This window comes from uncultured Kushneria sp. (genome assembly GCF_947497025.1).
Taxonomy (GTDB): Bacteria; Pseudomonadota; Gammaproteobacteria; order Pseudomonadales; family Halomonadaceae; genus Kushneria.
Window position 1 is genome coordinate 224,278 of the sequence record NZ_CANMFC010000005.1, and the last position, 20,636, is coordinate 244,913.

Genomic DNA, 20,636 nt, shown 5'->3' on the forward strand with positions numbered 1-20,636 from the left:
CCCGAGACATTGCCCAACATGGCTGATACCCCCGAGCTTCTGGATCTGGCCGGCATCGGCGCCGGTCCGTTCAATTTAAGTATTGCCGCACTGGCCGATGGCCTGCCGGCACTTTCGACGCGCTTTTTTGACCGCCAGGAGCGCTACGTCTGGCATGAAGGCATGATGCTGCCGGACACGCACCTGCAGACCGGCTTTCTCAAGGATCTCGTCACGGCGATCGACCCGACCAGCCGCTGGTCGTTTCTCAACTATCTGGTCCAGCATCGCCGCTTTTATCGCTTTTTAAATGCCGAGCTCTCCACGGTGTCACGCGCGGAGTTCTCCGACTATCTGCGCTGGGCTGCCGAGGGGCTCGATAATGTCTGGCTCAACCATGGCGTGCGTGAAATCGACCACGACGGTGAGCATTTTCAGCTCAGAACCGATACCCGCACCTTTCGCGCCCGGCATCTGTGTCTGGGCAGTGGCAAAACGCCCTGGCTACCGGCATTTGCGCGTGACCATCAGGGCGAGCACTGCCTGCACGCTGAATCGATTGCCTGGCACGCGCGTGATTTCACCAATCAGCGCGTGGTGATTGTCGGCGGCGGGCAGAGCGGGGCGGATATCTTCATCAACGCCCTGCGCGGCCACTGGGGGCCGCCCCGATCGCTGCACTGGCTGTCGCGTCGGCGCAACTTTCAGCCGCTCGATGAAACGGCCTTCACCAATGAGTACTTTACGCCCGGCTATACCGCACAGTTTGCCGAGTTGAGCGATGAGGTACGCCGGCGTGAGGTCAGCGCGCAGAAATACGCCAGTGACGGCATTACGCCGGCGGCGCTGACCGGGATCTATCAGACGCTCTATCACCGTTTCGATGTCATGAACGAGCCGCGCTGGGCGCACCTTTTGCCCCATCGCGAGGCGATCGACATGACGCGTGATGGTGAGGTATTCATGCTGCAGGCCCGACATGGCACGACCGGCGTGCTGGAACACTTTGATGCCGACGTGGTGATTTTTGCTACCGGCTTTGAGTCAAAACTGCCCGAGTGCATGGCGCCGCTGGCGGAGCAAATCGGACGGGACGAGCATGGCGCGCCGAGCGTAGGACGCCATTTTCTGCTCGACTGGCAGGGCGGGGGCGACAGTCGCATCTACGCGGTCAACGCCGGGCGCCTGCGCTATGGCATTGCCGAGCCGCAGCTGTCGCTGATGGCCTGGCGCTCGGCGGTGATTCTCAATCACCTGAGCGGTGAGGCGCATTTCGATCTGGAAGACAACCCGGGCCCGGTAGGATGGTCGCCGCTGGGGCGTGAATCATCATAACGGCAAGGTGCTGTTCAGGTGTTCAGGGCATACTGTGGCCCTGAACGCCCGTGAGCGGTGTGCGCTCAAACCGGCATGTATGGCGATGAACCAACCTGTCGGCGCTGTTGTCACACGCAAGACATGACCACCGGGCAGGCCGTGCCGGCCCTTGCACCACCGACCAGACAGGACATGAGGACCATGAACAATCAAGCGTTGCGCAAGCGAGCCATCGTGATGTGGGCAGTGGTGTCACTGCCGATCCTGTGGCTTTTTGCCGTGATTACCAGCCCGGCCTTCGGTATTTTCCAGATCGTCAGCTTTGCGCTTTTACTGGTGTCGGCCGCCGTGACCTTTCATGTGCTGACCGACATGCTCTGGCGTCGGGGCGTGGGCTACAGTCAGAACATGTTCTGGCAGCGCCTTGATAAATCCCTGCGTCGCGCCGTGGGCGGTTACGCCTTCTGTCTGGCGGCTGCGGCGCTGTATGCCCTTTTCCAGAACCCCTTCATGGCGGCCGTGGCCTTCCTGCTGGCCATCTTCGGGGTCTGGTGGATTCTGAGCGGGCTGATGAACGTCATGGAGCAAATGTACGAAGACGAGCTGCGCATCCGCCGCGACGCGAGCATCGCTCGCCGTGAGCACACCGAGGAAACGCCCGATCAGGACAACGCTCAGGCCTGAGCCGGGTGCTCATCCGCTCGGGTGGTTTTCAGCCGTGGGCAGTTGCCGCACAGCCCGAGCGTGTCATCGAGATAGCGCAAACAGCACATGCGACGACAGCGCCAAGGCTCGATCGCGCCGTTGTCGTCGACCACGTCGATATAGTCCACCGGGCGGTAGAAGGGATTGCGCTGGCGGTCCGGCAGCTGGCGTAATTCCATCATGGCACGCGCGCCGTTGATCTCGAAGGCGCTGGCCAGCCCCTGTCTTTCCAGCTCGTTGACGGCAAATTCGAAATAGACCGCGGCGTTGCTCCACAGCACGCGAGGTGAAAAATGCACCTGGCGTGCCAGCGTGTCGATCAGCGGTGTGAGGTGACGGGCGATCAGCGAACAAAAACGCACGCAGCCGTTGTCCAGACTGATGGTCCCTTCATGCGGCAGAACGAATTGCTCGGGCGTGCCGTCGTCTGCCAGCACCATGCCCATTTCATCAAGGCTCAAAGGCAGGTGAATATCCCGGCACAGCTCCACCACCGTGATGGGGATGATCAGCTGGCTTAGATAGTGCTTGGACCACTGCGTGGCGACCGCACGGCGCTCACAGGGGCCGTGATGGTCACTAAAGCGTGTCAGCACCCCTTCAAGCATGTCCTTCTCCAGCAGCCGGCGCACGGGTATAACGTCTTCCATGCCCGAGCGCTGACAGGTCAGGACTGTGCCAAAGCGGGCCAGTCGCTCGTTGAACAGCGCGTCAAACATGACGATGTCCCTCCGGGGTTGCCGACCCCTTTCAGGTCAGGCACTGATGCGTGAATGAGAATGATTCTAGCAACGAACCCGGGCATCTGCAGTTGCCCGGGCGATCATGTTGCTGGACCATGCTCTGATATCAACACGCCATCACCCGAAAGAACGCGGCATCACACGAAAGAGAGGAGTGCCTGTATGCAGTCATCCGGTAAGTATCGCGCCGTTTTGTTTGATTTTGACGGCACGCTGGCCGATTCCGAAAGCGCCCATCACCGGGTGTGGAACGAGGTGCTGTCTGAACTGGGCACGCATATTGATGACGAGGAGTACAAGCGAGAAAGCTCGGGGGTGCCGGTGACCCAGGAGGCCAGGCGCCTGGTCGAATCCCGCGGATTGAAGATTGACCCCGACACGCTGGTCGAGCGCAAGGTCGAGCGCACCGTGGCAAGCTTTACACAGAATCCGATTGCGCTGATGGATCATGCCCTCGAGATGCTCGAATGGTGTCGTGAACGCGGTCTGCCCATGGCACTGATCACCGGCAGCGGACGCGAGGAGATTGCCCCGACCATCGAGCATTACGATCTCGGGCGCTTTTTTGACCACATCGTGACCCGCAACGACGTGACGCACTCCAAACCGCATCCCGAGTGCTATCTGAAGGGGCTGTCTCTGTGTGGCATCGAGGCCGCACAGGCGGTGGCGATCGAGGACACCTGTCATGGCGTGAATGCGGCCTGCGCCGCCGGCATCGACGTGATTGCCATTCCCAATGCCTATTCGCGCGGGCAGGACGTCAGCCGCGCCACGGTCGAGCTGGAAAACCTGGCCCGGGCGCGTGACTGGATCGACGCGCGTTGCGCGCCGCGCTAGCCCCGGCATGGACCATCGACAGCTCGGTTTTCTGGTCGCCCTGGCCCGCGAGCGCCATTTCGGGCGTGCCGCTACCGCCTGCAACGTGACCCAGCCCACGCTCTCGGCACGGCTCAAGCAGCTGGAAGAGGAGCTCGGGTGTGCGCTGATCATTCGTGGCCACCGCTTCGAGGGGCTGACCCCGGAAGGCGAGCATGTGCTCAGCCATGCCCGACGCATTCTCGCCTCGCTCGATGAGCTCAATGCCGAGCTGGACCCCGAAAGCCCGCCCAGCGGTCTGCTGCGGCTGGGACTGATCCCGTCGGCGCTCGATGCTGTCAGCCGCTGGATCGTGCCGTTGCGCGAGTGTTATCCGGCCCTGTCGCTGCGTTTAATGGAGCGGGCCACGCTGCCCCTGATGCAGTCGCTCATGGAAGGGGACATCGATGTGGCGGTGGGCTATCTCGACGTGCCCGCCGCCGAACCCTTCGTGGCGCGAAGGCTTTATACCGAGCGCTACGCGCTGCTGGCGCGCGAGGACTGTTTCACCCTGCCGAAAAAACCTGCATGGGCGGATCTTGGCGCCTTTCCGCTGTGTCTTTTGACCCCGGACATGCAGCACCGCCATCGCATCGATATTCATGCCCGACGCGAGGGCGTGACGCTCTCGTCGGTACTGGAAGCGGAATCCATGGCCGTCCTTGAGCGGCTGGTGGCGCAGGGGGCTGGCGTCGGCGTGGTGGAGCAGTACGGGGTCGACGGCCGTGGCCACGCCGGCCTGGCCCATCGCCTGCTGCCGGCCACCGAGGAGGACCCGCCGGTGGGGCTGCTGTGGCGTGCGGGCGCGCCGCCATCACGACGCTTGCGGGCGCTGCTGGAGTGGCTGCGCGAGCCTCTGGACGACTTCTGAGAACAGCGGCGCCCTGAACCCTGATAGCATGACAGGAGGGGCAGCCCTTCAGACGTTGATCGGTCTTGAAACCTTGACCGTTTCGAAACATTGATAGACGTGCTCGATCAATTCATGGCGTTGCTCCATTGGAGCCCGTCACGCGCGCGGCGTTATACTTTCGTCACTTGTCATCGGGGCACCCGCCTGTCGATGCCCTGTCCGGGCCTGCCGTGTTGCCTGCCATGCTCGCCCGTCAGAGGAGCCGTACTGCCATGTCGCTTTCCGATTACGAAGACGCTACCCGAACCCCCAGCGAGCAGCTCCAGGGACCTTCGGAGCTGCCGGTGACGCTCTCCTTTAACGACACCGCCTACGCCTCCGTGCTGGCCACGCCCGAGGCGCTCGAGCACTGGGCGGTAGGGTTTGCCTTCAGTGAAGGGATGATTACGCGGGCCTCGCAGGCCGGCGAGATCACCATCGATCGACTGCGCCACGGCGTGCGGGTGCGCATGAGCGTGCCGACCCACATCGAGCGTCTGGCCGGCGAGCGTCGTCGCATTACCTCGGCCTCCTCGAGCTGCGGTCGGTGCGGCAGCGCCGAGGAAGCGCAGATGATGGAAGGGCTGCAGCGTCTGCCGGCCAGCACCCCGCCACCACCGGCGCAGCTTGAAAAAGCACTTGCGCAGCTCTCCGATGAAGGCCAGCCAGGGCTTCACATGGCGCTGGGCCTTGATAATGAGGGGCAGTGGCTGGGCAGCGGCATCGATATCGGTCGACACAACGCGCTCGACAAGCTGATCGGTGCTTCGCTGATTGAAGGCCTGCCGATCGCCATGGTGCTGCTCTCGAGTCGTTGCAGTCTGGAGCTGGTGCAAAAGGCCGTGCGTGCCGGCATCCCGACGCTGGCCACGCTCTCCCATCCTTCGCCGCTGGCGGTCGATATCGCCCGCCTGTGTGCGCTGAATCTGATCTGCTGTCATCGAGGCCGGCGCCTGACCCTGCTCAGCAGCGGCTGACCCTCGGCCCGCCCGGGCCTGCAAACTGACCCTTTTCCATGACCCGCCTGTCATCACCTGACATAAAGAGTTTTCCGTGAGCCAACCCAGGGAACGCATTTTCGAATACACCCACCCGGCTGCCGGCTGGGGGGCGCTGATCTCCGTTGGTCGGCATCTTCGCCACAGTCGCGCACCACTTTCCAACGTGCGTGCGCTGTTAAAGCTCAACCAGCCTGATGGCTTTGACTGTCCGGGCTGTGCCTGGGGCGACCCCGAACACGCCTCGTCGTTCGAGTTCTGTGAAAACGGCGTCAAGGCCGTTACCTGGGAGACCACCGCAAAGCGCGTCACACCACGCTTTTTCAGGCGCTGGTCGGTCAGCGAGATGAAGACGTGGGATGACTACCGCCTGGAGGATCAGGGCCGGCTGACCTCGCCAATGCGCTACAACCCGGAGACCGATCACTACGAGCCGATTGACTGGGAGGCGGCCTATCGTCTGATCGCCGATCGTCTCAAGGTGCTGGATCACCCCGACCAGGCGCTCTTTTATACCTCCGGCAAGGCGTGCAACGAGTCCGCCTGGGTCTTTCAGCTGCTGGCGCGCCTTTATGGCACCAATAACCTGCCGGACTGCTCCAACATGTGCCACGAGGCCAGCGGCACCGGACTGGTCGAAGCGCTCGGCATTGGCAAGGGCAGCGTGCTGCTGGAGGATTTTGAAAAGGCCGAGGCGATCTTTACCTTCGGACAGAATCCGGGCACCAACCATCCGCGCATGCTGGGCACCCTGCGTGAGGCGGCCGACAACGGCTGTCAGATCGTGGCCTTCAACACGCTCAAGGAGCGGGGGCTGGAGCGCTTTGCCGACCCGCAGCGCAAGCTGGAGATGGCGACCGGTGGCAGTGGTCGTATCAGTTCCCTCTATCTGTGTCCGGCGCTGGGCGGTGACATGGCGGCCATTCGCGGGATGGCCAAAATCGTGTTCGAGCGCGATGATCGTGACGGCAACGTCATCGATCGTGACTTTATCGCGCGGTATACCGACGGGTTTGACGCCTGGCGCGCCGTGGTCGAGGCTACGCCCTGGTCGGCCATCGAGGCGCAGTCGGGCCTGAGTCGCGAAGAGATTACCCGGGCCGCCGAGATCTATATCCGGTCGAATGCGACCATCTGTGCCTGGGCGATGGGGATCACCCAGCATGAGCACTCCGTCGCCACGGTGCGCGAGATCGTCAACTTTCTGCTGCTCAAGGGCAATATCGGCAAGCCCGGTGCCGGCACCTGTCCGGTTCGCGGGCACTCCAACGTGCAGGGCGATCGCACCATGGGCATCTATGAAAAGCCCGCCCAGGAATTTCTGGACGCGCTGGAGAACTTTTATGGTGTGCCGATGCCGCGCCGGCACGGCCACGACACGGTGTCGGCCATTCGCGCCATGCGTGACGGCCGGTGTCGCGTGTTCATTGGCCTTGGGGGCAATTTTGCCCGTGCCACTTCCGACTCCCATGTCTGCGAGGCAGCGCTGGAACGCTGCGATCTGACGGTCCACATGAGCACCAAGCTCAACCGCAGTCATCTGGTCACCGGCCGCGACGCGCTGATTCTGCCGGTGATCGGCCGTGTGGAGGTGGATCGCCGCGCCGACGGCAAATCGCAGCTGATTACCGTGGAAGATTCGATGAGCATGGTGCACGGTTCGGCCGGCATCCATAAGCCGGCCTCCCGCGAGCTGCGCTCGGAGATCGCCATTATCACCGGTATCGGCCGCGAACTGCTGGGCAGTGACGTGGTGGACTGGGAAGCATTGGCCGGTGACTACGACCGTATTCGTGACCACGTGGCGGCCGTGCTGCCGGGCTTTGAAGACTTCAACGCCCGCGTGCGTCAGGAGCGCGGCTTCTGGCTGGGCAATCCGGGGGCCCGGCGGGAGTTCCCGACCGAGACCGGGCTTGCCAGGTTCTCCAGCGAGCCGCTGCCCGAGGCGGTGCTGCATCAGAAGCTGGCCCGGCGGGAGGGCTGGATCACCCTGCAGACGATGCGCAGTCACGATCAGTACAACACCACGATCTACGGCTACAACGACCGCTACCGCGGCGTGGAAGGCACGCGCCGGGTGATTTTCATGAGCGCGTTGGACATGGCCCGCCTGGGCGTCGCCAACGGTGACTGGGTCAACCTGATCGGCGAGTCCGAGGATGGCATCGAGCGGCGCGCCGACGGCTTTCGCGTGGTGGAATATGACACCCCCGAGGGCTGCGCTGCGGCCTACTATCCCGAAACCAATCCACTGATCCCGCTCGACAGCGTCGGCATCAAGAGCAATACGCCCAACTCCAAGTCGGTGGCCATTCGGCTCGAAAAGAGTCAGCGGCTGGTCTGATGGATATCGAGTCACTCACCTGCGAGCAGGTCGAGCGCCTGACGCGCTGGCTGCAGCGTCATCCGGACCTTGATGGGCTGGAGGCGCTGCTGCTGGCGCGTCTGGAAAGCGCCGGGGATACCGGGCCTGTGCGGCTGGACAGCGGCCGACTCTCCCGGGAGTTCGATGTGGCCCATGCCCTGGTGCGACGTAGCGCTTCCTCGCTGGAAACCCGTGGATTGATCGAGATCACCTCGCGCCGTGGTGCCGGCCCCGGGCTCTGGCTTTCGCTCATTGATGAGTGTGCCGTGGGCGGGCCCTGAGTCTTTGCCGATGTGCGCAGCTTGCAGTCCAGGCGGCATCGCCCTGCGATGGCGCCTTGATTCTGTCGGCACCAGGCAGGCACGATGCGAGCTTCCTGAACAAAACGTGCCCGGCACGTGGGGAGCATGCGATGTTTCGGCTCGGGTTCGGCCGACGTCTCTGGTGGTGTCTGGTCACCGGCATGCTGATGGGGCTTTTGATGGCGTCATCGGCCAGCGCGGACGGGGAAGTTGAACCCCCGGGCGGTGATCGATCCCTGCATCTTGAACAGAAAACCCTGCCTGAACTGCGCGGCATGCTCGATCGTGGCGAGGTGAGCTCGGAGCAGTTGACCCGGTTTTATCTGGCCCGTATCGGGGCGCTGGATGACCGGGGGCCCACCATCAACGCCATGCTGGACCTGGCGCCCGGAGCCATCGCCCGGGCCCGCAGGCTTGATCGCCACCGTCAGGAAGGTGGCCATGGGCCGCTTTACGGTATTCCCTTTGTGGTCAAGGACAATGTCGATGTGAAGGGGCTGCCCACGTCAGGCGGCTCCATGGTGCTGGCCCATGCCTATCCGCCGGACAGTGCCCACGTGGTCCAGCGTCTGGAGCGCGCCGGGGCCATTTTACTGGGCAAGACCAACATGACCGAGTTTGCCGCCAGTTATGGCGAGCCTGGCTACAGCTCCCGGGGCGGCATCACCCGCAATCCCTGGCGTCTGGATCGCAGCGTGCTGGGGTCCAGCAGCGGTTCGGCCGCTGCCGTGGCGGCCGGTTTTGCCCCCTTTGCCATTGGCACCGATACGGAGGGTTCCGTGCGCGGGCCGGCGCATGCCACAGGGCTTGTGGCGATGCGCCCGACGCTGGGTCGCGTCAGCCGGGACGGCATTATTCCGCTGGCGATGTCCTTTGATACCCCGGCGCCCATGACGCGTACCGTTCAGGGCAATGCCTGGGTGCTGGCGGCCATGGCCGGCCGTGATGACGCCGATGATGCCACCTGGTTCAATGATCACTCGCCGCTAAAAGGCCTTGACCCTGTCCCGGTACCTGCACCGCCCACACCACTTCAGGGGCTGCGCGTGGGCGTGATCGAGCATCGTGAGGCGGGCAATGCCGAGATCGAAGCGCATTTTGCTCAGGCGCTCCAACGTCTCAGGGCGCTGGGGGCCACGCAGGTCAAGGTCACGCTCGAAAAGCACTATCTCGATCTCTGGCCTGCGGCGGTGGGTCCGGTGCATCAGGCGGAGTTTCAGCCCCAGCTCGAGCGCTATCTGCGTCAGTTTGATCAGGGGCAGCCCCATACGCTCAAGGAAATCATGACGCAGTGTGAGACGCTTAATCAGCGTGCCGGGGATAACCCCCCGGTCACCCCACAGCGCATTCGTGGCATGCAGACGCGCCTGGACAAGCGGCTGGAAGGCTCTCCCGGTTATCTGGAAGTGGTCTCGCGACGCCTCCCCGAGCTTCGTGAGCATCTGACGCAGTTCATGGCCGACAACCACCTTGATGCCCTGATCTTTCCCACCGAAGCCTGCCCGGCGCCACCGCTCAGAGACGGCAAACGCGATGATTATGAATGCACGGCCAAGGAGCCGTTTGCGCTGGGTTATATCGCCTCTGCCACCGGTTTTCCCGAGCTGACGATACCGATGGGCATGACCCATGCCGGGGTGCCGATCAATCTCTCCCTGCTGGGCGGCGAGCGTCAGGAGGCGATGCTCTATCGGATGGGGCTGGCATTCATGCAGGATGTTGCCGATGATAAAAGGCTTTCTCTGCCTGCCATGGCCCCTCTGACAGCCCCCGGACAGGCATCAGCCAACCTTGATCGGAGATCACCATGAAACACGCTCTGCTTGCCGCGATTGTCACCACCACGTTTCTGGGGCTTAACGGCTGCGCCTGGTTTGGTGGTGGCAGCGATGAAGCGCCTTCCACCCAGACCGGCAGTAATGCCGGGACGGCGTCCCAGCCCTCCGATGAGGCCCTGAAGGCGTGTGGGGCTGATCGTCTCAAGGCACTGACCGGCGCCCGGCTTGATCAGAACGTGCGCCAGCACATCGTTGATCAGAGTCAGGCACAGCAGTTTCGCGTGCTGGCACCGGACACCATGAAGACCATGGATTACCGCCAGGATCGCCTGAACATTCATGTCAATGAGCAGGGCGTCATCCAGTCCTTTAGCTGTGGTTAATCCGGACTCAGGCGGTTTGAGGCATATGGCGCGGCGGTTTGAGTCGACGCGAGAGCCGCTTTTCCAGCAGTTCGAAACTGGCCCATGAAAGCGTTGCAATGATCGCCACGCTGATGGCCAGCGTCAGCCAGGCAGGGAGTCCCCAGTGCTCATGCAACAGGGCATTGGCCAGCCACAGCACGATGACGTGGACCAGGTAGACGGAATAGGACTGATCGCCCATCCGGCGCAGACCATGACAGCGCATGAAGATCGGTTCAAGGCGGATCATGGCGATCACAAGCAGCGCTGCCGGTACGCCCCAGGTGGCCAGTCGCCAGCCGGACTGATCGGTAAAGCAGAGCATGAGCGCGGCACAACCCAGAGCCAGTACGACCCAGGGGCTGCGCATCCTGACCGGCGAGAGTTTGCCATGGCGGTAGAGCATGCCCACGCCAACACCCAGCAGAAACTCATAAATAATGGGATCGGCGTAGAAGCTGCTGATCATGTCCAGCCGTGACAGCAGCAGATTGAGTAGCGCAATCATGGTCAGTACGGCCCACATTCTGACCCGTGCTGGCAGTAAAAAGGAGAGGGCAAAGATCAGATAGAACATCATCTCGAAATTGAGTGTCCAGCCCACCGGCAGGATGGGGTAGTCGCCAAAGCCGGCCGGATTCTCATTGGGAATGAACAAAAGCCCCATGATCAGTGAGGGGAGGTCAAGCCCGTAATCCGGCATCAGATCACTGGCGAAAAAGAGGATGGTGGCGGTAATGGCCGTATAGAACCAGTACACCGGCACGATGCGCGCCGCGCGCTGCCAGAGAAAGCGCAGGGTTTTTATCGAACGGTCGGCGGTGGTGATGTAGATGACGAAACCGCTGATGACAAAAAAGATATCCACGCCCATTTGCCCGCGGGTCGATAGCAGATGGCCGGCGAGATTATCGGCTTCGAAATTGAAAAAGACCTGCATGAAGTGATGAAAGACCACAAGCCAGGCGGCAAATGCACGAAGCGCCTGTACGGAGACGAGCATACAACGTTCCCTGTTGTGCAATGAGCAGTTTTTGCCTGCCTGAATCAGGATGACGAGTATGGGACATTGCGCAGGTCCTGGAATTCACTGTCTGAACAATTTATTAAGTAATGCCCGACCCTCATGGCCTCCGAGGAACAGTGATTAACGCCTGTTGATAGGCACTGGCAATCTGTTCGGCCGACAGCCCCAGTCGCGCCAGATGAGGCCAGTTGATCTGCTCCCAGTGCGCCTTTTGATAGTCGATGGCGGTCTGAAGGAGCATCCCCAGTGGACCGTGGCGATACATCAGGGCCGCTTCGATATCGGGGTGAACGGGAATCTGCGCCAGAATCTCTTCCAGCGGCTGATCCATGAAGCTGTCGAGGCAGGAGAAAAGCCCCACGGTAAAGCCCATCTCGCTGGTCTGACCGGGAAGCTGCTGTGCCAGATGGTGACAGAAGTGAGCGCGCATCATGGCCAGCTGCTGCAGGGCGTGCGGCTTGTCATCAAAACGTGACAGCACCAGAAGGCTTGCCAGACTTCGGATGCGTGAAAGCCCCAGCGCCATGACGGCGCCGTGCAGCGATGTGACCGGTCGGCTTTGCTGGGCGAAGGCAGAGTTGGCCATACGCAGCAGGCGCACGCTCAGGAAAGGGTCGCGCTGTACGATCTCGGCCATATCGCGCATCGAGATATCCGACGCGTTAAGCTCGGCCAGAAGCCTCAGGATGTTCAATCGGTTGACCGGCATGACCCGACCATAGACCGGCTCGGGGCGGGCCAGGAAATACCCCTGAAAAAGCGTGCACCCGGCATCCATGGCGATGCGGTAGTCTTCCTTTGTCTCGATCTTCTCGGCCAGCAGCTGAAGGTTCGGGTAGCGTGTCTTCAGGGCCCGGATAACGTCTTCCAGCGCCTCGCGGGTATAGACGGGGTAGTCGAGCTTGACGATATTGACAAAGGGCAGCAGCGGGTGACTGGCATCGTTCAGGCTATAGTCATCAAGCGCCATGACATGGCCCTCTTCACGCAGGCGCGTCAATGCCTCGATGACCTCCGGTGTGTCGGTAACGTCTTCCAGAATCTCGATGATCAGGACACGTGAATCGAAGGGGATATCCCGGATCAGACTGTCGGTTGTGAAGTTGACATAGGCGGGCTGGTGGTCACAGACCTTGTCGATATCGGCCGCCGTAAAGGCATTGATCAATACCTGACTGGTTGCGCGATTGCCATCAAAATCGGCCGCCACGATCGGACCGCCGCCATAGGGGCGAAACAAAAGTTCATAACCGGCCAGGGCCAGCTGACGGTCATAGATGGGCTGGCGGGCAAAAAGTACGCCGGCGTTGTCGTGGGGGATATCGCTCATGATGTTTTGGGTATCTTTAAAATAACGCCTGCGCTGTGGCCATGAATGGCAGTGATCCCGGTGCCATTCATCAGTGTTCTTCAGTGGCCTTTATATCGTTATCGTCCAGCATCGTCATGGCTTGAGGGTAAATGCCCTGAAATGCTGAACGCTTGGGTGGCGCTATGTCATTGACGCAGGCGTATTGTCATCCGGAAGGTCCTGCATCGAGACAAAGCCGGGGATTTCCTCGATGCGCCCGCACCACTCCACGACGTGAGGCCAGTCCAGCAGTAAAAGGCCCGCCTGGTCGGCGATATGGGTGTGGGCAAAAAGGGCAATATCGGCAAGGGTCAATGTATTCCCGGCCAGAAAGGGCTGTGTGCTCAGTGTCTGCTCCATGATATCCAGCGCCTGCCGTGCGTTTTCCTGGCGCGCCAGCAACTCTTCGAGGCGTTCGCTCGGGTCGCCCTGATACCAGTGGATCAGGCGCGCTACGGAGAGCGATGGCTCATGACGGTGCTGCTCGAAAAACATCCACTGCAGCATGCGGGCCCGATCAAATTCATCGTCGGGGACCAGGGCGCTGTTGTGGGCCAGGTAATAAAGAATGGCATTGGATTCCACGAGCGTGCGCCCGTCGTGACGTTCCAGCATGGGAATGCGACGCGCGGGGTTGCGAACGGCAAAGTCATCGCTGCGGGTTTCGCCGGTCAGAAAGTCGACATCGAACCAGCGGTGGGCGATCTCCAGCAGTGCCAGCGTCAGTCGAACCTTGTAGCAGTTACCCGAACGATAGTCGCCGTAGACGGTCATCATGGCATCGTCTCCGTGAGCGGTTGGTGCGTGAGAAGTGACCAACATTGTGGCACAAGCCTTCAGCACCATCCTTAAGCCTTTACCATCCTCAAGCCTTTTGGCATGTCACGACACAGGGCCCTGTCACCGAAGTGGCAGGGCCCTGAGGTGATTACCTGTTGAGGCCGTCATCAGGCGGTGGCGAGCATGCCGGTCTGCTGTTGCACCTGCTCGGTGTCCATCAGATGAATGGTCACGGGCACCGACTTGGCCGCAATGGTGTTGCTGCGCTCGTCCCGGTTGGCAATCGGGATCAGACCATTGGTTTCGGGATAGTAGGCTGCCGCACAGCCTTCGGGCACATCGTAGGGCATGACCCGAAAGCCCGAGGCGTGTCGTGCGATGCCATCTTCTGCCACGGCACGAAACTCGATCAGATTGCCCTCTTCAAGACCGAGCCGCTCGATATCCGCCGGATTCATCATCACCACCATGCGTGTGCCGTAGACATCGCGATAGCGATCATCGAGTGAATACACCGTGGTGTTGAACTGATCATGCCCCCGGGTGGTGATCAGCTGGAAATGGTCCGCCTCCGGCGCCGTCATGCCGGTATCGAGCGTCTCCCCCGGGAACAGGAAGTTGGCGCGGCCGCTGTCGGTCTCCCAGACCCGTTCACGGGCGGCGTTGTAGAGATGGAAGCCGCCGGGGGTGCCCACGCGGGCGTTATAGTCCTTGAACATGTCCGGAAAGACCGCCTCGATCCGATCGCGAATGCGGGCGTAATCCTCGCTGAGCCACTCCCAGTCGACCTTTGTATGCGGCGGAAGCGTGGCGCGGGCGATACCGGCAATGATTGCCACCTCGGATTTTAGATGAGGCGAGGCGGGTTCAATCTGACCGGTCGAGCCGTTGACGTTGCTCATGCCATCTTCCAGTGTCACGGTCTGCAGTACCCCGGCCTGAATATCCTTCTCGGTGCGCGCCAGACACGGCAGGATAAAGGCCTTTTTGCCGTGAATCAGATGGCTGCGGTTGAGCTTGGTCGAGATCTGTACGGTCAGCTTCAGCGTGTTGAGCGTCTTCTCGGCCACGCGTTCAATATCGGGAATGGCGCGAAAGAAGTTGCCGCCCAGTCCGATAAAGGTATCCACGCCACCGGCGAGAATGGATTCACAGCAGGCCGCCACATCATCACCGTGTCGACGCGGCGACTCGATATCAAAGACCTTGTCGAGCTGGCTCAAAAACGCCTCGCCCGGCTTTTGATAGATGCCGACGGTGCGGTCGCCCTGAACGTTGGAGTGACCGCGTACCGGACAGGCGCCCGCACCGCGTCGCCCGATGTTGCCGCGCAGCAGCAGCAGGTTGACGATCTGCTGCACGCCGTCGCCTCCGTTTGTTTGCTGGGTGATGCCCATGCCCCAGCAGCAGATAACGCGCTCGGCCTTCATGTAGACCTCGGCGGCCTGCTCGATCGCATGGCGGGTCAGTCCGGAATGGCGTTCGATCCGCGCCCAGTCAAGCTGACGACAGTGATCGGCGAAGGCGTCGAGACCGTGAGTGTGGGCCTCGATGAACTCATGATCCAGAATCCTCTTGTCGCCGTTGGCGCGGGCCCGGTCGTCGGCTTCGATCACGACCTTGCACATGCCCTGAATGGCGGCAATATCGCCCCCGATGCGCAGCTGATGATACTGCGAGCTGATGGTGGTGCCGGAAGGCTTCAGCATGTCCATCGGACTTTGCGGGTTGGCAAAGCGCACCAGCGCCTTCTCGCGCAGTGGATTGAAGGTCACCACCGCGCCGCCCCGGCCCACCAGCTCATGCAGGTTGCCCATCATGCGCGGGCTGTTGGTGCCGGTGTTCTGACCGAAGATGAATACCGCATCGGTGTGGTCAAAATCATCCAGCGTGGTCGTGGCCTTGCCGACGCCCAGGCTTTCGGGCAGCGAGACCGTGGTGGTCTCGTGGCACATGTTGGAGCAGTCGGGAAAATTGTTGATGCCATACATGCGCCCGAACAGCTGAAACATGAAGGCGGATTCATTGGGGGCGTGCCCGGAGGTGTACAGCTGCACCCGCCAGCGGTCTTCCTGCGACTTGAGTTCTGCACCGATCTCCTGAAAGGCGTCATCCCAGCTGACCGCTTCGTACTTGTCCGTTGTGGCGTTGTAGCGCATCGGGTGGGTCAGACGCCCCTCGCTTTCCAGCTCGTGATCGCTCCATTGGGAAAGCTCGGTGACGGTGTGGCGCTCAAAAAACTCGGGGCGTACCCGCTTGCGGGTCGTCTCCCAGGCCACCGCCTTGGCACCGTTTTCACAGAATTCGGCCATGGCCGGCTTGACCGGGTCGGGCCAGGCACAGCTGGGGCACTTGAACCCGTTGTGCTTGTTCATCGACAGCATCAGGCGGTTACCGGTAAAGGGCACCTGCTGGCGAAACATGTGCTCCTCGACGGCCTTGAGGGCCAGCCAGCCGCCGCCGGGCGAGGTGCCCTTGTCCTGACTGCCATAGACCTGGGCGTTACTTTCATGCGCGGTGTGCTTTTTCACCATGATGGCCTCCGTGCCAATACGGTTGGGAAATGACAGAGGGCGCTGACGCTACCTGGATGGCCGAAAAGAATGAACAGGGTCATCAGGGCCCTGGCTTCTGCAGGGCAGGAGAAACCCGAACCGCGTCAGTGCCGAAAACAGTGGCCTGCCCTTAGCCTGGTATAAAAACTGAATTGCTGCTTAATAATTGATGAGCTGATGTCTGCCAGATTCAGTGCATCGGACCACCGCCGGGGAAGGGCGGTCGTGCCAGCCAGATCAGGCCGATGGCCACCACAAAAATGATGCCGAACACCCAGATGACGTCATTGAACGCCATGGTGGCGGCCTGAGCGTTGACGACGTTGTTCATCATCATCCAGGCGCTCTGATCCTGCAGGCCCAGCGTGCCGAGTTGATCCAGATAGTGCTCGGTGGCCGGGCTGCCGGGCACCACCGACTCGGTCAGGCGGGCATGGTGATAGATGCTGCGATGATCATAGAGGGTGACCGATACCGCCGTGGAGATACTGGTGGCCAGCGTTCGACAAAAGTTGGAAAGCCCGGAGGCATCGGCGATCTGATCGTCTCTGAGACCGGCAAAGATGATCTGATTGATGGGCACGAAAAAGAACGCCACGCCCGCGCCCATCACAAAGCGCGGCATGGCCAGCTCGCCATAGGCAATCTGGCTGTTGAAGCCGGCCGCCCAGAATGAACAGAAGGCAAAGATGGCAAAGCCGAAGGTCACCAGAAAGCGCAGGTCAAAATGGCTTTGAAAGCGCCCCACCAGCGGGGAGGCAAACAGCGCCAGTATACCGATGGGCGCCACGGCAAGCCCCGCCCAGGTGGCGTTATAGCCCATCACCTGCTGTACCCAGTTGGGCGTAATGACGGTATTGCCGAAGAAGGCAAACATGCCCAGCGACAGACACAGCGTGCCGATGGCGAAATTGCGCTGACCGAACAGACGCAGATTGACCACCGGGCGGCGGTGCATCAGCACCCAGGCCACCAGAAAGGTGATGCCCACCAGCGCCACGATGCCGAGCGTCAGAATCATCGGTGAGGCGAACCAGTCATGATCGTTGCCGTTGTCGAGCATGAACTGCAGCGCGCCCACGCCCACGATCAAAAGCCCCAGCCCGATGACATCGACCGGCACTCGCGTGGTTTTTGATTCGCGCCCGCGCAACAGCCACAGACTGAGCACCAGCGACAGAATGCCGACCGGGATATTGATATAGAAAATCCATGGCCAGGAGTAGTTGTCGGTCAGCCAGCCGCCGAGAATCGGGCCACAGATGGGTGCCACCACGACGGTCATTGCCCAGAGGCCGATGGCCATGCTGCGCTTCTCGGCTGGGTAGTTCTTTAACAGCAGCGTCTGGGTCAGCGGGACCAGCGGACCGGAAACTGCCCCCTGCAGCAGACGAAAGATCACCAGCATGATCATGCTATTGGCAAATCCGCAGAGCGCGGAAAAAACGATGAACAGTGAAATGGAGGTGCAAAACAGGCGCACCTCGCCAAAGCGGCGCGCCAGCCAGCCGGTCAGCGGCTGGGCAATGGCGCTGGAGAGCGCGTAGGCACTGATCGCCCAGGTGCCTTCACTGGTACTGACGCCCATGTCACCGGCAATGGTGTGCACCGAGACGTTGACGATGGAGATGTCGAGCACCTCCATGAAGGTGGCAAGACCCATCGCCAATGTCAGCAGCACCAGCCTGATGCCACGCAGGGGCGCCATCGCCTCCTGATCATTGGGTGCGGTGGCCGCCTCACTCATGGATTGGTGCTTTCGGTGGTATCGGTGAGCAGGTCGCCGGCGTTGTCGCGGATAATGGCCATGGCGGCCTCATCAGCCTGACGCTGACGCGCATCAAATACCTCGGTGTGTTGCGGCGCACGAACTCCGGGCGCATCGGCAAGCATGGGGCCATCGGCAGCATCGCTCAGATCAATCCGGGTGTAGGTGGAAAGCCCGACCCGCAGCGGATGAGATGACAGCGTATCGCCATCAAGGGTGATGCGCACCGGTACACGCTGGACCACCTTGATCCAGTTGCCGGTGGCATTCTGGGCCGGCAGCAGGGAAAACGCCGCCCCGGTACCGGCCGACAGTCCGGCCACGTGGCCGTGATAGACCACGTCATCGCCATAGAAATCGGTGGTCACGCTCGCTGGCTGACCAATGCGCACCCGCCCCAGCTGGGTTTCCTTGAAGTTGGCATCTACCCAGAGATCATGAAGCGGCACGACCGTTAAAAGCGGTTGGCCGGCCTGCACACTCTGGCCCAGCTGCACCTGTCGACTGGCCACACGGCCGTCGACCGGCGAGATCACCTGGGTTCTTTGCTGGGCAAGCCAGGCATCACGGTAGACGGCGCGCGCCTGCATGACGCCCGGGGCATGCCAGAGATCGTTACCATCAATCAGGGCATGGGCTGCGCGTGCCTGTGCCTGGGCCTGCTCAAGCTGTGCTCTGGCAGCGTCGTACTGGCGCCGGGCGCTGTCGACTTCTTCTCTTGAGGCAGCGCGCTGCGCCAGCAGAGGCTTGCGGCGCTGATATTCGTCACGGGCCCGTTCGAACTGTGCGCGCGCCGTGACTGTGGCGGCATCAAACTGGATAGCCTGCGCGAGCTGCCGGCGATACTGGCGAACGGCCTGCGCCAGCTGCCCGTGGGCCTGATCAAGTGCATTGCGGGTATTGCTGTCGTCCAGTGTGATCAATACCTGGCCGCGCTTGACCGGCTCGGTGTCCTCGACGTTGATGGCGGTGACCGTGGCGTTGATCTGCGCGGAAATATTGACCTGGTCACCCTGCACATAGGCGTCATCGGTAATGACCCGGGTGCTGAGCACCATCGCATCCAGCAGATACCAGCCGATGCCGGCCAGCACGAATACCAGTGCGATAACGAGCAGGATGATATTGCGTTTTTTGCGCGACACCGGCGCTTCAGCGACCTCCTCTCCGCCAGACGGATGACCGGGATCATCGCGGTCGGTCCTGGCATCGTTGTCATGACTCATCAGTGGCACTTCCCGTCGTCAAATAGCGCGCGTCGCGTTCGGGCACGCGTCCATGATAGCCCCCGCCCAGGGCGTGAATCAGCTGTATGCGGGTATCCAGCAGCTCGCCTTCGAGCGTCAGACGGTTCATCTGCTCACGAATCAGCCCCTGCTGCGCCTCGATCAGCGAGCGTGGGTCCTCGACCCCGCGTGCATCCCGCTCGCGGGCGAGTTCGAGGCGATGCTGAAAGCTTTCAAGTGCCGTTGCCTGAGCGTCGCGCTGGGCCTCGATGCGCGACAGGGTAACGGTCTGGCGCGCCACTTCCTGCGCGGCATCGACCACGCGCTGGTTATAATCGGCAATGGCGCTTTCCAGCTGAGCACGGCTGGCGTTATAGCGGGCATCGAGACGTCCCCCTTCAAAGATGGGCAGCGTCACGGCCGGACCAAAGGAGGCGACCGAGACATCGTCGTTGCGACCGCTGCCCAGCGGGTGAACGCGCAGAAAGCCTGCCAGAGCCGACAGGCTGACGTTGGGATAATAGTCCGCGCGCGCCTGGTCGATGCCACGCATGGCGGCCTCGACCTGCCAGCGGCTGGCCATGATGTCGGGGCGGCGGGCAATCAGCTCGAGCCCGGCTTCCTCCGGCAGGGTCGTGTCCGGTTGAGGCAGCGCCCGCGGTGTCAGGTCATCAAGCTGACCCGGAGAAACGCCCATCAGCGCGGCCAGCTGCACCTGATCGAGGCGGGCGGCACCCTCGATCTGCGCGCGCTGCTGCTCAAGCCGTGAAAGCTGTTCGTGGGCCTGGTCAAGCTGCGCGGGGTTTTCGATGTCGCGCTCGACCCGCAGCCTGGTGATGCGCTCGCGATCGCGAGCGGCGCTCAGCAGGGTATCCAGCGCCGACAGCTGGGCCTGACGCAGCTGCCAGTCCATATAGGCACGAGTGATGCCTGCCTGCAGCGCATTGGCCGCGGCAGCCTGTTCCAGTCGTGCGGCGTGGCGTTGATCCAGGGCGGCTTCGATGGCAGCACGTTTCTTGCCCCACCAGTCGAACTCCCAGCCAAGTGACAGGGTGGCCAGGCCCGTGTTGCTGCGCTGATGGTTACCGGCACGGCCGGCTTCGAAGCCCGGCAGCCCGAGTGCCGGATATTCAAGGTCGGTGTGGCTGACGCTCTGGTTGGCCCGGGCACTACCTTCGAGCTGCGCGCGGGTATCTGCCTGGCGGCCCTCCAGCTGGCGAGAAGCGGTGTCAAAGCGTGCGCGGGCGCTGTCCAGCGACGGCGCTTTGGTCATGGCGCGTTCGATCAACGCATTGAGCTGCGGGTCGTTGAAGTCGTGCCACCATTCCTGGTCCGGCCAGCGCCCGGGTGCGTCCTGATCAGAAGCAAGCCCTGCCAGCGGAGCCTGCTCGCGCAGTGCCAGCTCGACCGGCGCCATGGCCGGCGCGCCACACGCTGTCAGCAGTGCGCAGATCAGCGTCAGGCAGAGCAGGGTAGCGGCAGGACGCCACGGGATGTGGGCTGAAAAATGAGACATCATGTTCCTGATGAAATGGCAGGCAGGCGTTATGGTAATACACCTTAACGGCAAGGGAGGATGAATGCTTTC

Annotated in this window: 17 protein-coding genes; 9 read left to right on the top strand and 8 right to left on the bottom strand. The window is 61.9% G+C overall.

Annotated elements, in window-relative coordinates:
• Positions 1-18 precede the first annotated feature (18 nt).
• Together Q0931_RS11335 and Q0931_RS11340 are read left to right on the top strand one after the other, a co-directional pair.
• Positions 19-1,314 (top strand): SidA/IucD/PvdA family monooxygenase, encoded by a 1,296-nt coding sequence (locus Q0931_RS11335; protein ID WP_299260348.1) that lies wholly within the window; start codon positions 19-21, stop codon positions 1,312-1,314.
• A 183-nt stretch (positions 1,315-1,497) separates the two neighbouring features.
• On the top strand, positions 1,498-1,980 hold the full coding sequence (locus Q0931_RS11340; protein ID WP_299260350.1) for a hypothetical protein: 483 nt from the start codon (positions 1,498-1,500) through the stop codon (positions 1,978-1,980).
• Here the strand turns inward: Q0931_RS11340 and fhuF are convergent.
• Positions 1,971-2,720 carry a siderophore-iron reductase FhuF gene (gene fhuF / locus Q0931_RS11345; protein ID WP_299260352.1) on the bottom strand — a complete coding sequence of 250 codons (750 nt, stop codon included), beginning with the start codon at positions 2,718-2,720 and terminating at the stop codon, positions 1,971-1,973. The genes Q0931_RS11340 and fhuF overlap by 10 nt on opposite strands.
• A 186-nt stretch (positions 2,721-2,906) precedes the next feature.
• Here fhuF and Q0931_RS11350 point away from each other — a divergent pair, with 186 nt between their 5' ends.
• The 7 genes from Q0931_RS11350 to Q0931_RS11380 all read left to right on the top strand — a co-directional run bounded on the left by Q0931_RS11350 (position 2,907) and on the right by Q0931_RS11380 (position 10,320).
• The gene (locus Q0931_RS11350; RefSeq protein WP_299260354.1) at positions 2,907-3,584 is read left to right on the top strand and encodes an HAD family phosphatase; all 678 of its coding nucleotides are present in this window, start codon (positions 2,907-2,909) and stop codon (positions 3,582-3,584) included.
• Positions 3,585-3,591: 7 nt separating this feature from the next.
• On the top strand, positions 3,592-4,473 hold the full coding sequence (locus tag Q0931_RS11355; protein ID WP_299260356.1) for a LysR family transcriptional regulator: 882 nt from the start codon (positions 3,592-3,594) through the stop codon (positions 4,471-4,473).
• A gap of 254 nt (positions 4,474-4,727) precedes the next feature.
• Complete coding sequence (locus Q0931_RS11360) at positions 4,728-5,471, top strand: formate dehydrogenase accessory sulfurtransferase FdhD (protein WP_299260358.1); 744 nt, start codon at positions 4,728-4,730, stop codon at positions 5,469-5,471.
• 76 nt (positions 5,472-5,547) lie between these two features.
• Positions 5,548-7,836 carry an FdhF/YdeP family oxidoreductase gene (locus tag Q0931_RS11365; protein ID WP_299260360.1) on the top strand — a complete coding sequence of 763 codons (2,289 nt, stop codon included), beginning with the start codon at positions 5,548-5,550 and terminating at the stop codon, positions 7,834-7,836.
• The gene (locus Q0931_RS11370; protein ID WP_299260362.1) at positions 7,836-8,138 is read left to right on the top strand and encodes a hypothetical protein; all 303 of its coding nucleotides are present in this window, start codon (positions 7,836-7,838) and stop codon (positions 8,136-8,138) included. The genes Q0931_RS11365 and Q0931_RS11370 overlap by 1 nt, the downstream gene beginning before the upstream one ends.
• A gap of 131 nt (positions 8,139-8,269) precedes the next feature.
• Positions 8,270-9,970 carry an amidase gene (locus tag Q0931_RS11375; protein WP_299260364.1) on the top strand — a complete coding sequence of 567 codons (1,701 nt, stop codon included), beginning with the start codon at positions 8,270-8,272 and terminating at the stop codon, positions 9,968-9,970.
• On the top strand, positions 9,967-10,320 hold the full coding sequence (locus Q0931_RS11380) for an I78 family peptidase inhibitor (RefSeq protein WP_299260366.1): 354 nt from the start codon (positions 9,967-9,969) through the stop codon (positions 10,318-10,320). The genes Q0931_RS11375 and Q0931_RS11380 overlap by 4 nt, the downstream gene beginning before the upstream one ends.
• Before the next feature lie 7 nt (positions 10,321-10,327).
• Here Q0931_RS11380 and Q0931_RS11385 read toward each other — a convergent pair whose 3' ends face one another.
• From Q0931_RS11385 to Q0931_RS11415, 7 genes are all read right to left on the bottom strand, one after another.
• A complete protein-coding gene (locus Q0931_RS11385; RefSeq protein ID WP_299260368.1) occupies positions 10,328-11,344 on the bottom strand; it encodes an acyltransferase in 1,017 nt (338 codons plus the stop codon).
• A gap of 121 nt (positions 11,345-11,465) precedes the next feature.
• On the bottom strand, positions 11,466-12,698 hold the full coding sequence (locus Q0931_RS11390) for an EAL and HDOD domain-containing protein (protein ID WP_299260370.1): 1,233 nt from the start codon (positions 12,696-12,698) through the stop codon (positions 11,466-11,468).
• Between the two features lie 162 nt (positions 12,699-12,860).
• On the bottom strand, positions 12,861-13,496 hold the full coding sequence (locus tag Q0931_RS11395; protein WP_299260372.1) for a glutathione S-transferase family protein: 636 nt from the start codon (positions 13,494-13,496) through the stop codon (positions 12,861-12,863).
• Between the two features lie 170 nt (positions 13,497-13,666).
• Positions 13,667-16,033, bottom strand: coding sequence for an FdhF/YdeP family oxidoreductase (locus tag Q0931_RS11400; protein ID WP_299260374.1), 2,367 nt, complete (start codon positions 16,031-16,033; stop codon positions 13,667-13,669).
• A gap of 211 nt (positions 16,034-16,244) precedes the next feature.
• A complete protein-coding gene (locus Q0931_RS11405; protein WP_299260376.1) occupies positions 16,245-17,801 on the bottom strand; it encodes a DHA2 family efflux MFS transporter permease subunit in 1,557 nt (518 codons plus the stop codon).
• Positions 17,798-19,048 carry an HlyD family efflux transporter periplasmic adaptor subunit gene (locus Q0931_RS11410; RefSeq protein WP_299260378.1) on the bottom strand — a complete coding sequence of 417 codons (1,251 nt, stop codon included), beginning with the start codon at positions 19,046-19,048 and terminating at the stop codon, positions 17,798-17,800. Before Q0931_RS11410 ends, Q0931_RS11405 begins: the two co-directional genes overlap by 4 nt.
• A complete protein-coding gene (locus Q0931_RS11415; protein ID WP_299260380.1) occupies positions 19,038-20,564 on the bottom strand; it encodes an efflux transporter outer membrane subunit in 1,527 nt (508 codons plus the stop codon). Before Q0931_RS11415 ends, Q0931_RS11410 begins: the two co-directional genes overlap by 11 nt.
• Between the last annotated feature and the right edge of the window lie 72 nt (positions 20,565-20,636).

Coding starts and splice junctions, on each gene's coding strand:
- Q0931_RS11335 (WP_299260348.1), top strand. CDS start 19: ATGGCTGATACCCCCGAGCTTCTGGATCTGGCCGGCATCGGCGCCGGT.
- Q0931_RS11340 (WP_299260350.1), top strand. CDS start 1,498: ATGAACAATCAAGCGTTGCGCAAGCGAGCCATCGTGATGTGGGCAGTG.
- fhuF (WP_299260352.1), bottom strand. CDS start 2,720: ATGTTTGACGCGCTGTTCAACGAGCGACTGGCCCGCTTTGGCACAGTC.
- Q0931_RS11350 (WP_299260354.1), top strand. CDS start 2,907: ATGCAGTCATCCGGTAAGTATCGCGCCGTTTTGTTTGATTTTGACGGC.
- Q0931_RS11355 (WP_299260356.1), top strand. CDS start 3,592: ATGGACCATCGACAGCTCGGTTTTCTGGTCGCCCTGGCCCGCGAGCGC.
- Q0931_RS11360 (WP_299260358.1), top strand. CDS start 4,728: ATGTCGCTTTCCGATTACGAAGACGCTACCCGAACCCCCAGCGAGCAG.
- Q0931_RS11370 (WP_299260362.1), top strand. CDS start 7,836: ATGGATATCGAGTCACTCACCTGCGAGCAGGTCGAGCGCCTGACGCGC.
- Q0931_RS11375 (WP_299260364.1), top strand. CDS start 8,270: ATGTTTCGGCTCGGGTTCGGCCGACGTCTCTGGTGGTGTCTGGTCACC.
- Q0931_RS11380 (WP_299260366.1), top strand. CDS start 9,967: ATGAAACACGCTCTGCTTGCCGCGATTGTCACCACCACGTTTCTGGGG.
- Q0931_RS11385 (WP_299260368.1), bottom strand. CDS start 11,344: ATGCTCGTCTCCGTACAGGCGCTTCGTGCATTTGCCGCCTGGCTTGTG.
- Q0931_RS11390 (WP_299260370.1), bottom strand. CDS start 12,698: ATGAGCGATATCCCCCACGACAACGCCGGCGTACTTTTTGCCCGCCAG.
- Q0931_RS11395 (WP_299260372.1), bottom strand. CDS start 13,496: ATGATGACCGTCTACGGCGACTATCGTTCGGGTAACTGCTACAAGGTT.
- Q0931_RS11400 (WP_299260374.1), bottom strand. CDS start 16,033: ATGGTGAAAAAGCACACCGCGCATGAAAGTAACGCCCAGGTCTATGGC.
- Q0931_RS11405 (WP_299260376.1), bottom strand. CDS start 17,801: ATGAGTGAGGCGGCCACCGCACCCAATGATCAGGAGGCGATGGCGCCC.
- Q0931_RS11410 (WP_299260378.1), bottom strand. CDS start 19,048: ATGAGTCATGACAACGATGCCAGGACCGACCGCGATGATCCCGGTCAT.
- Q0931_RS11415 (WP_299260380.1), bottom strand. CDS start 20,564: ATGTCTCATTTTTCAGCCCACATCCCGTGGCGTCCTGCCGCTACCCTG.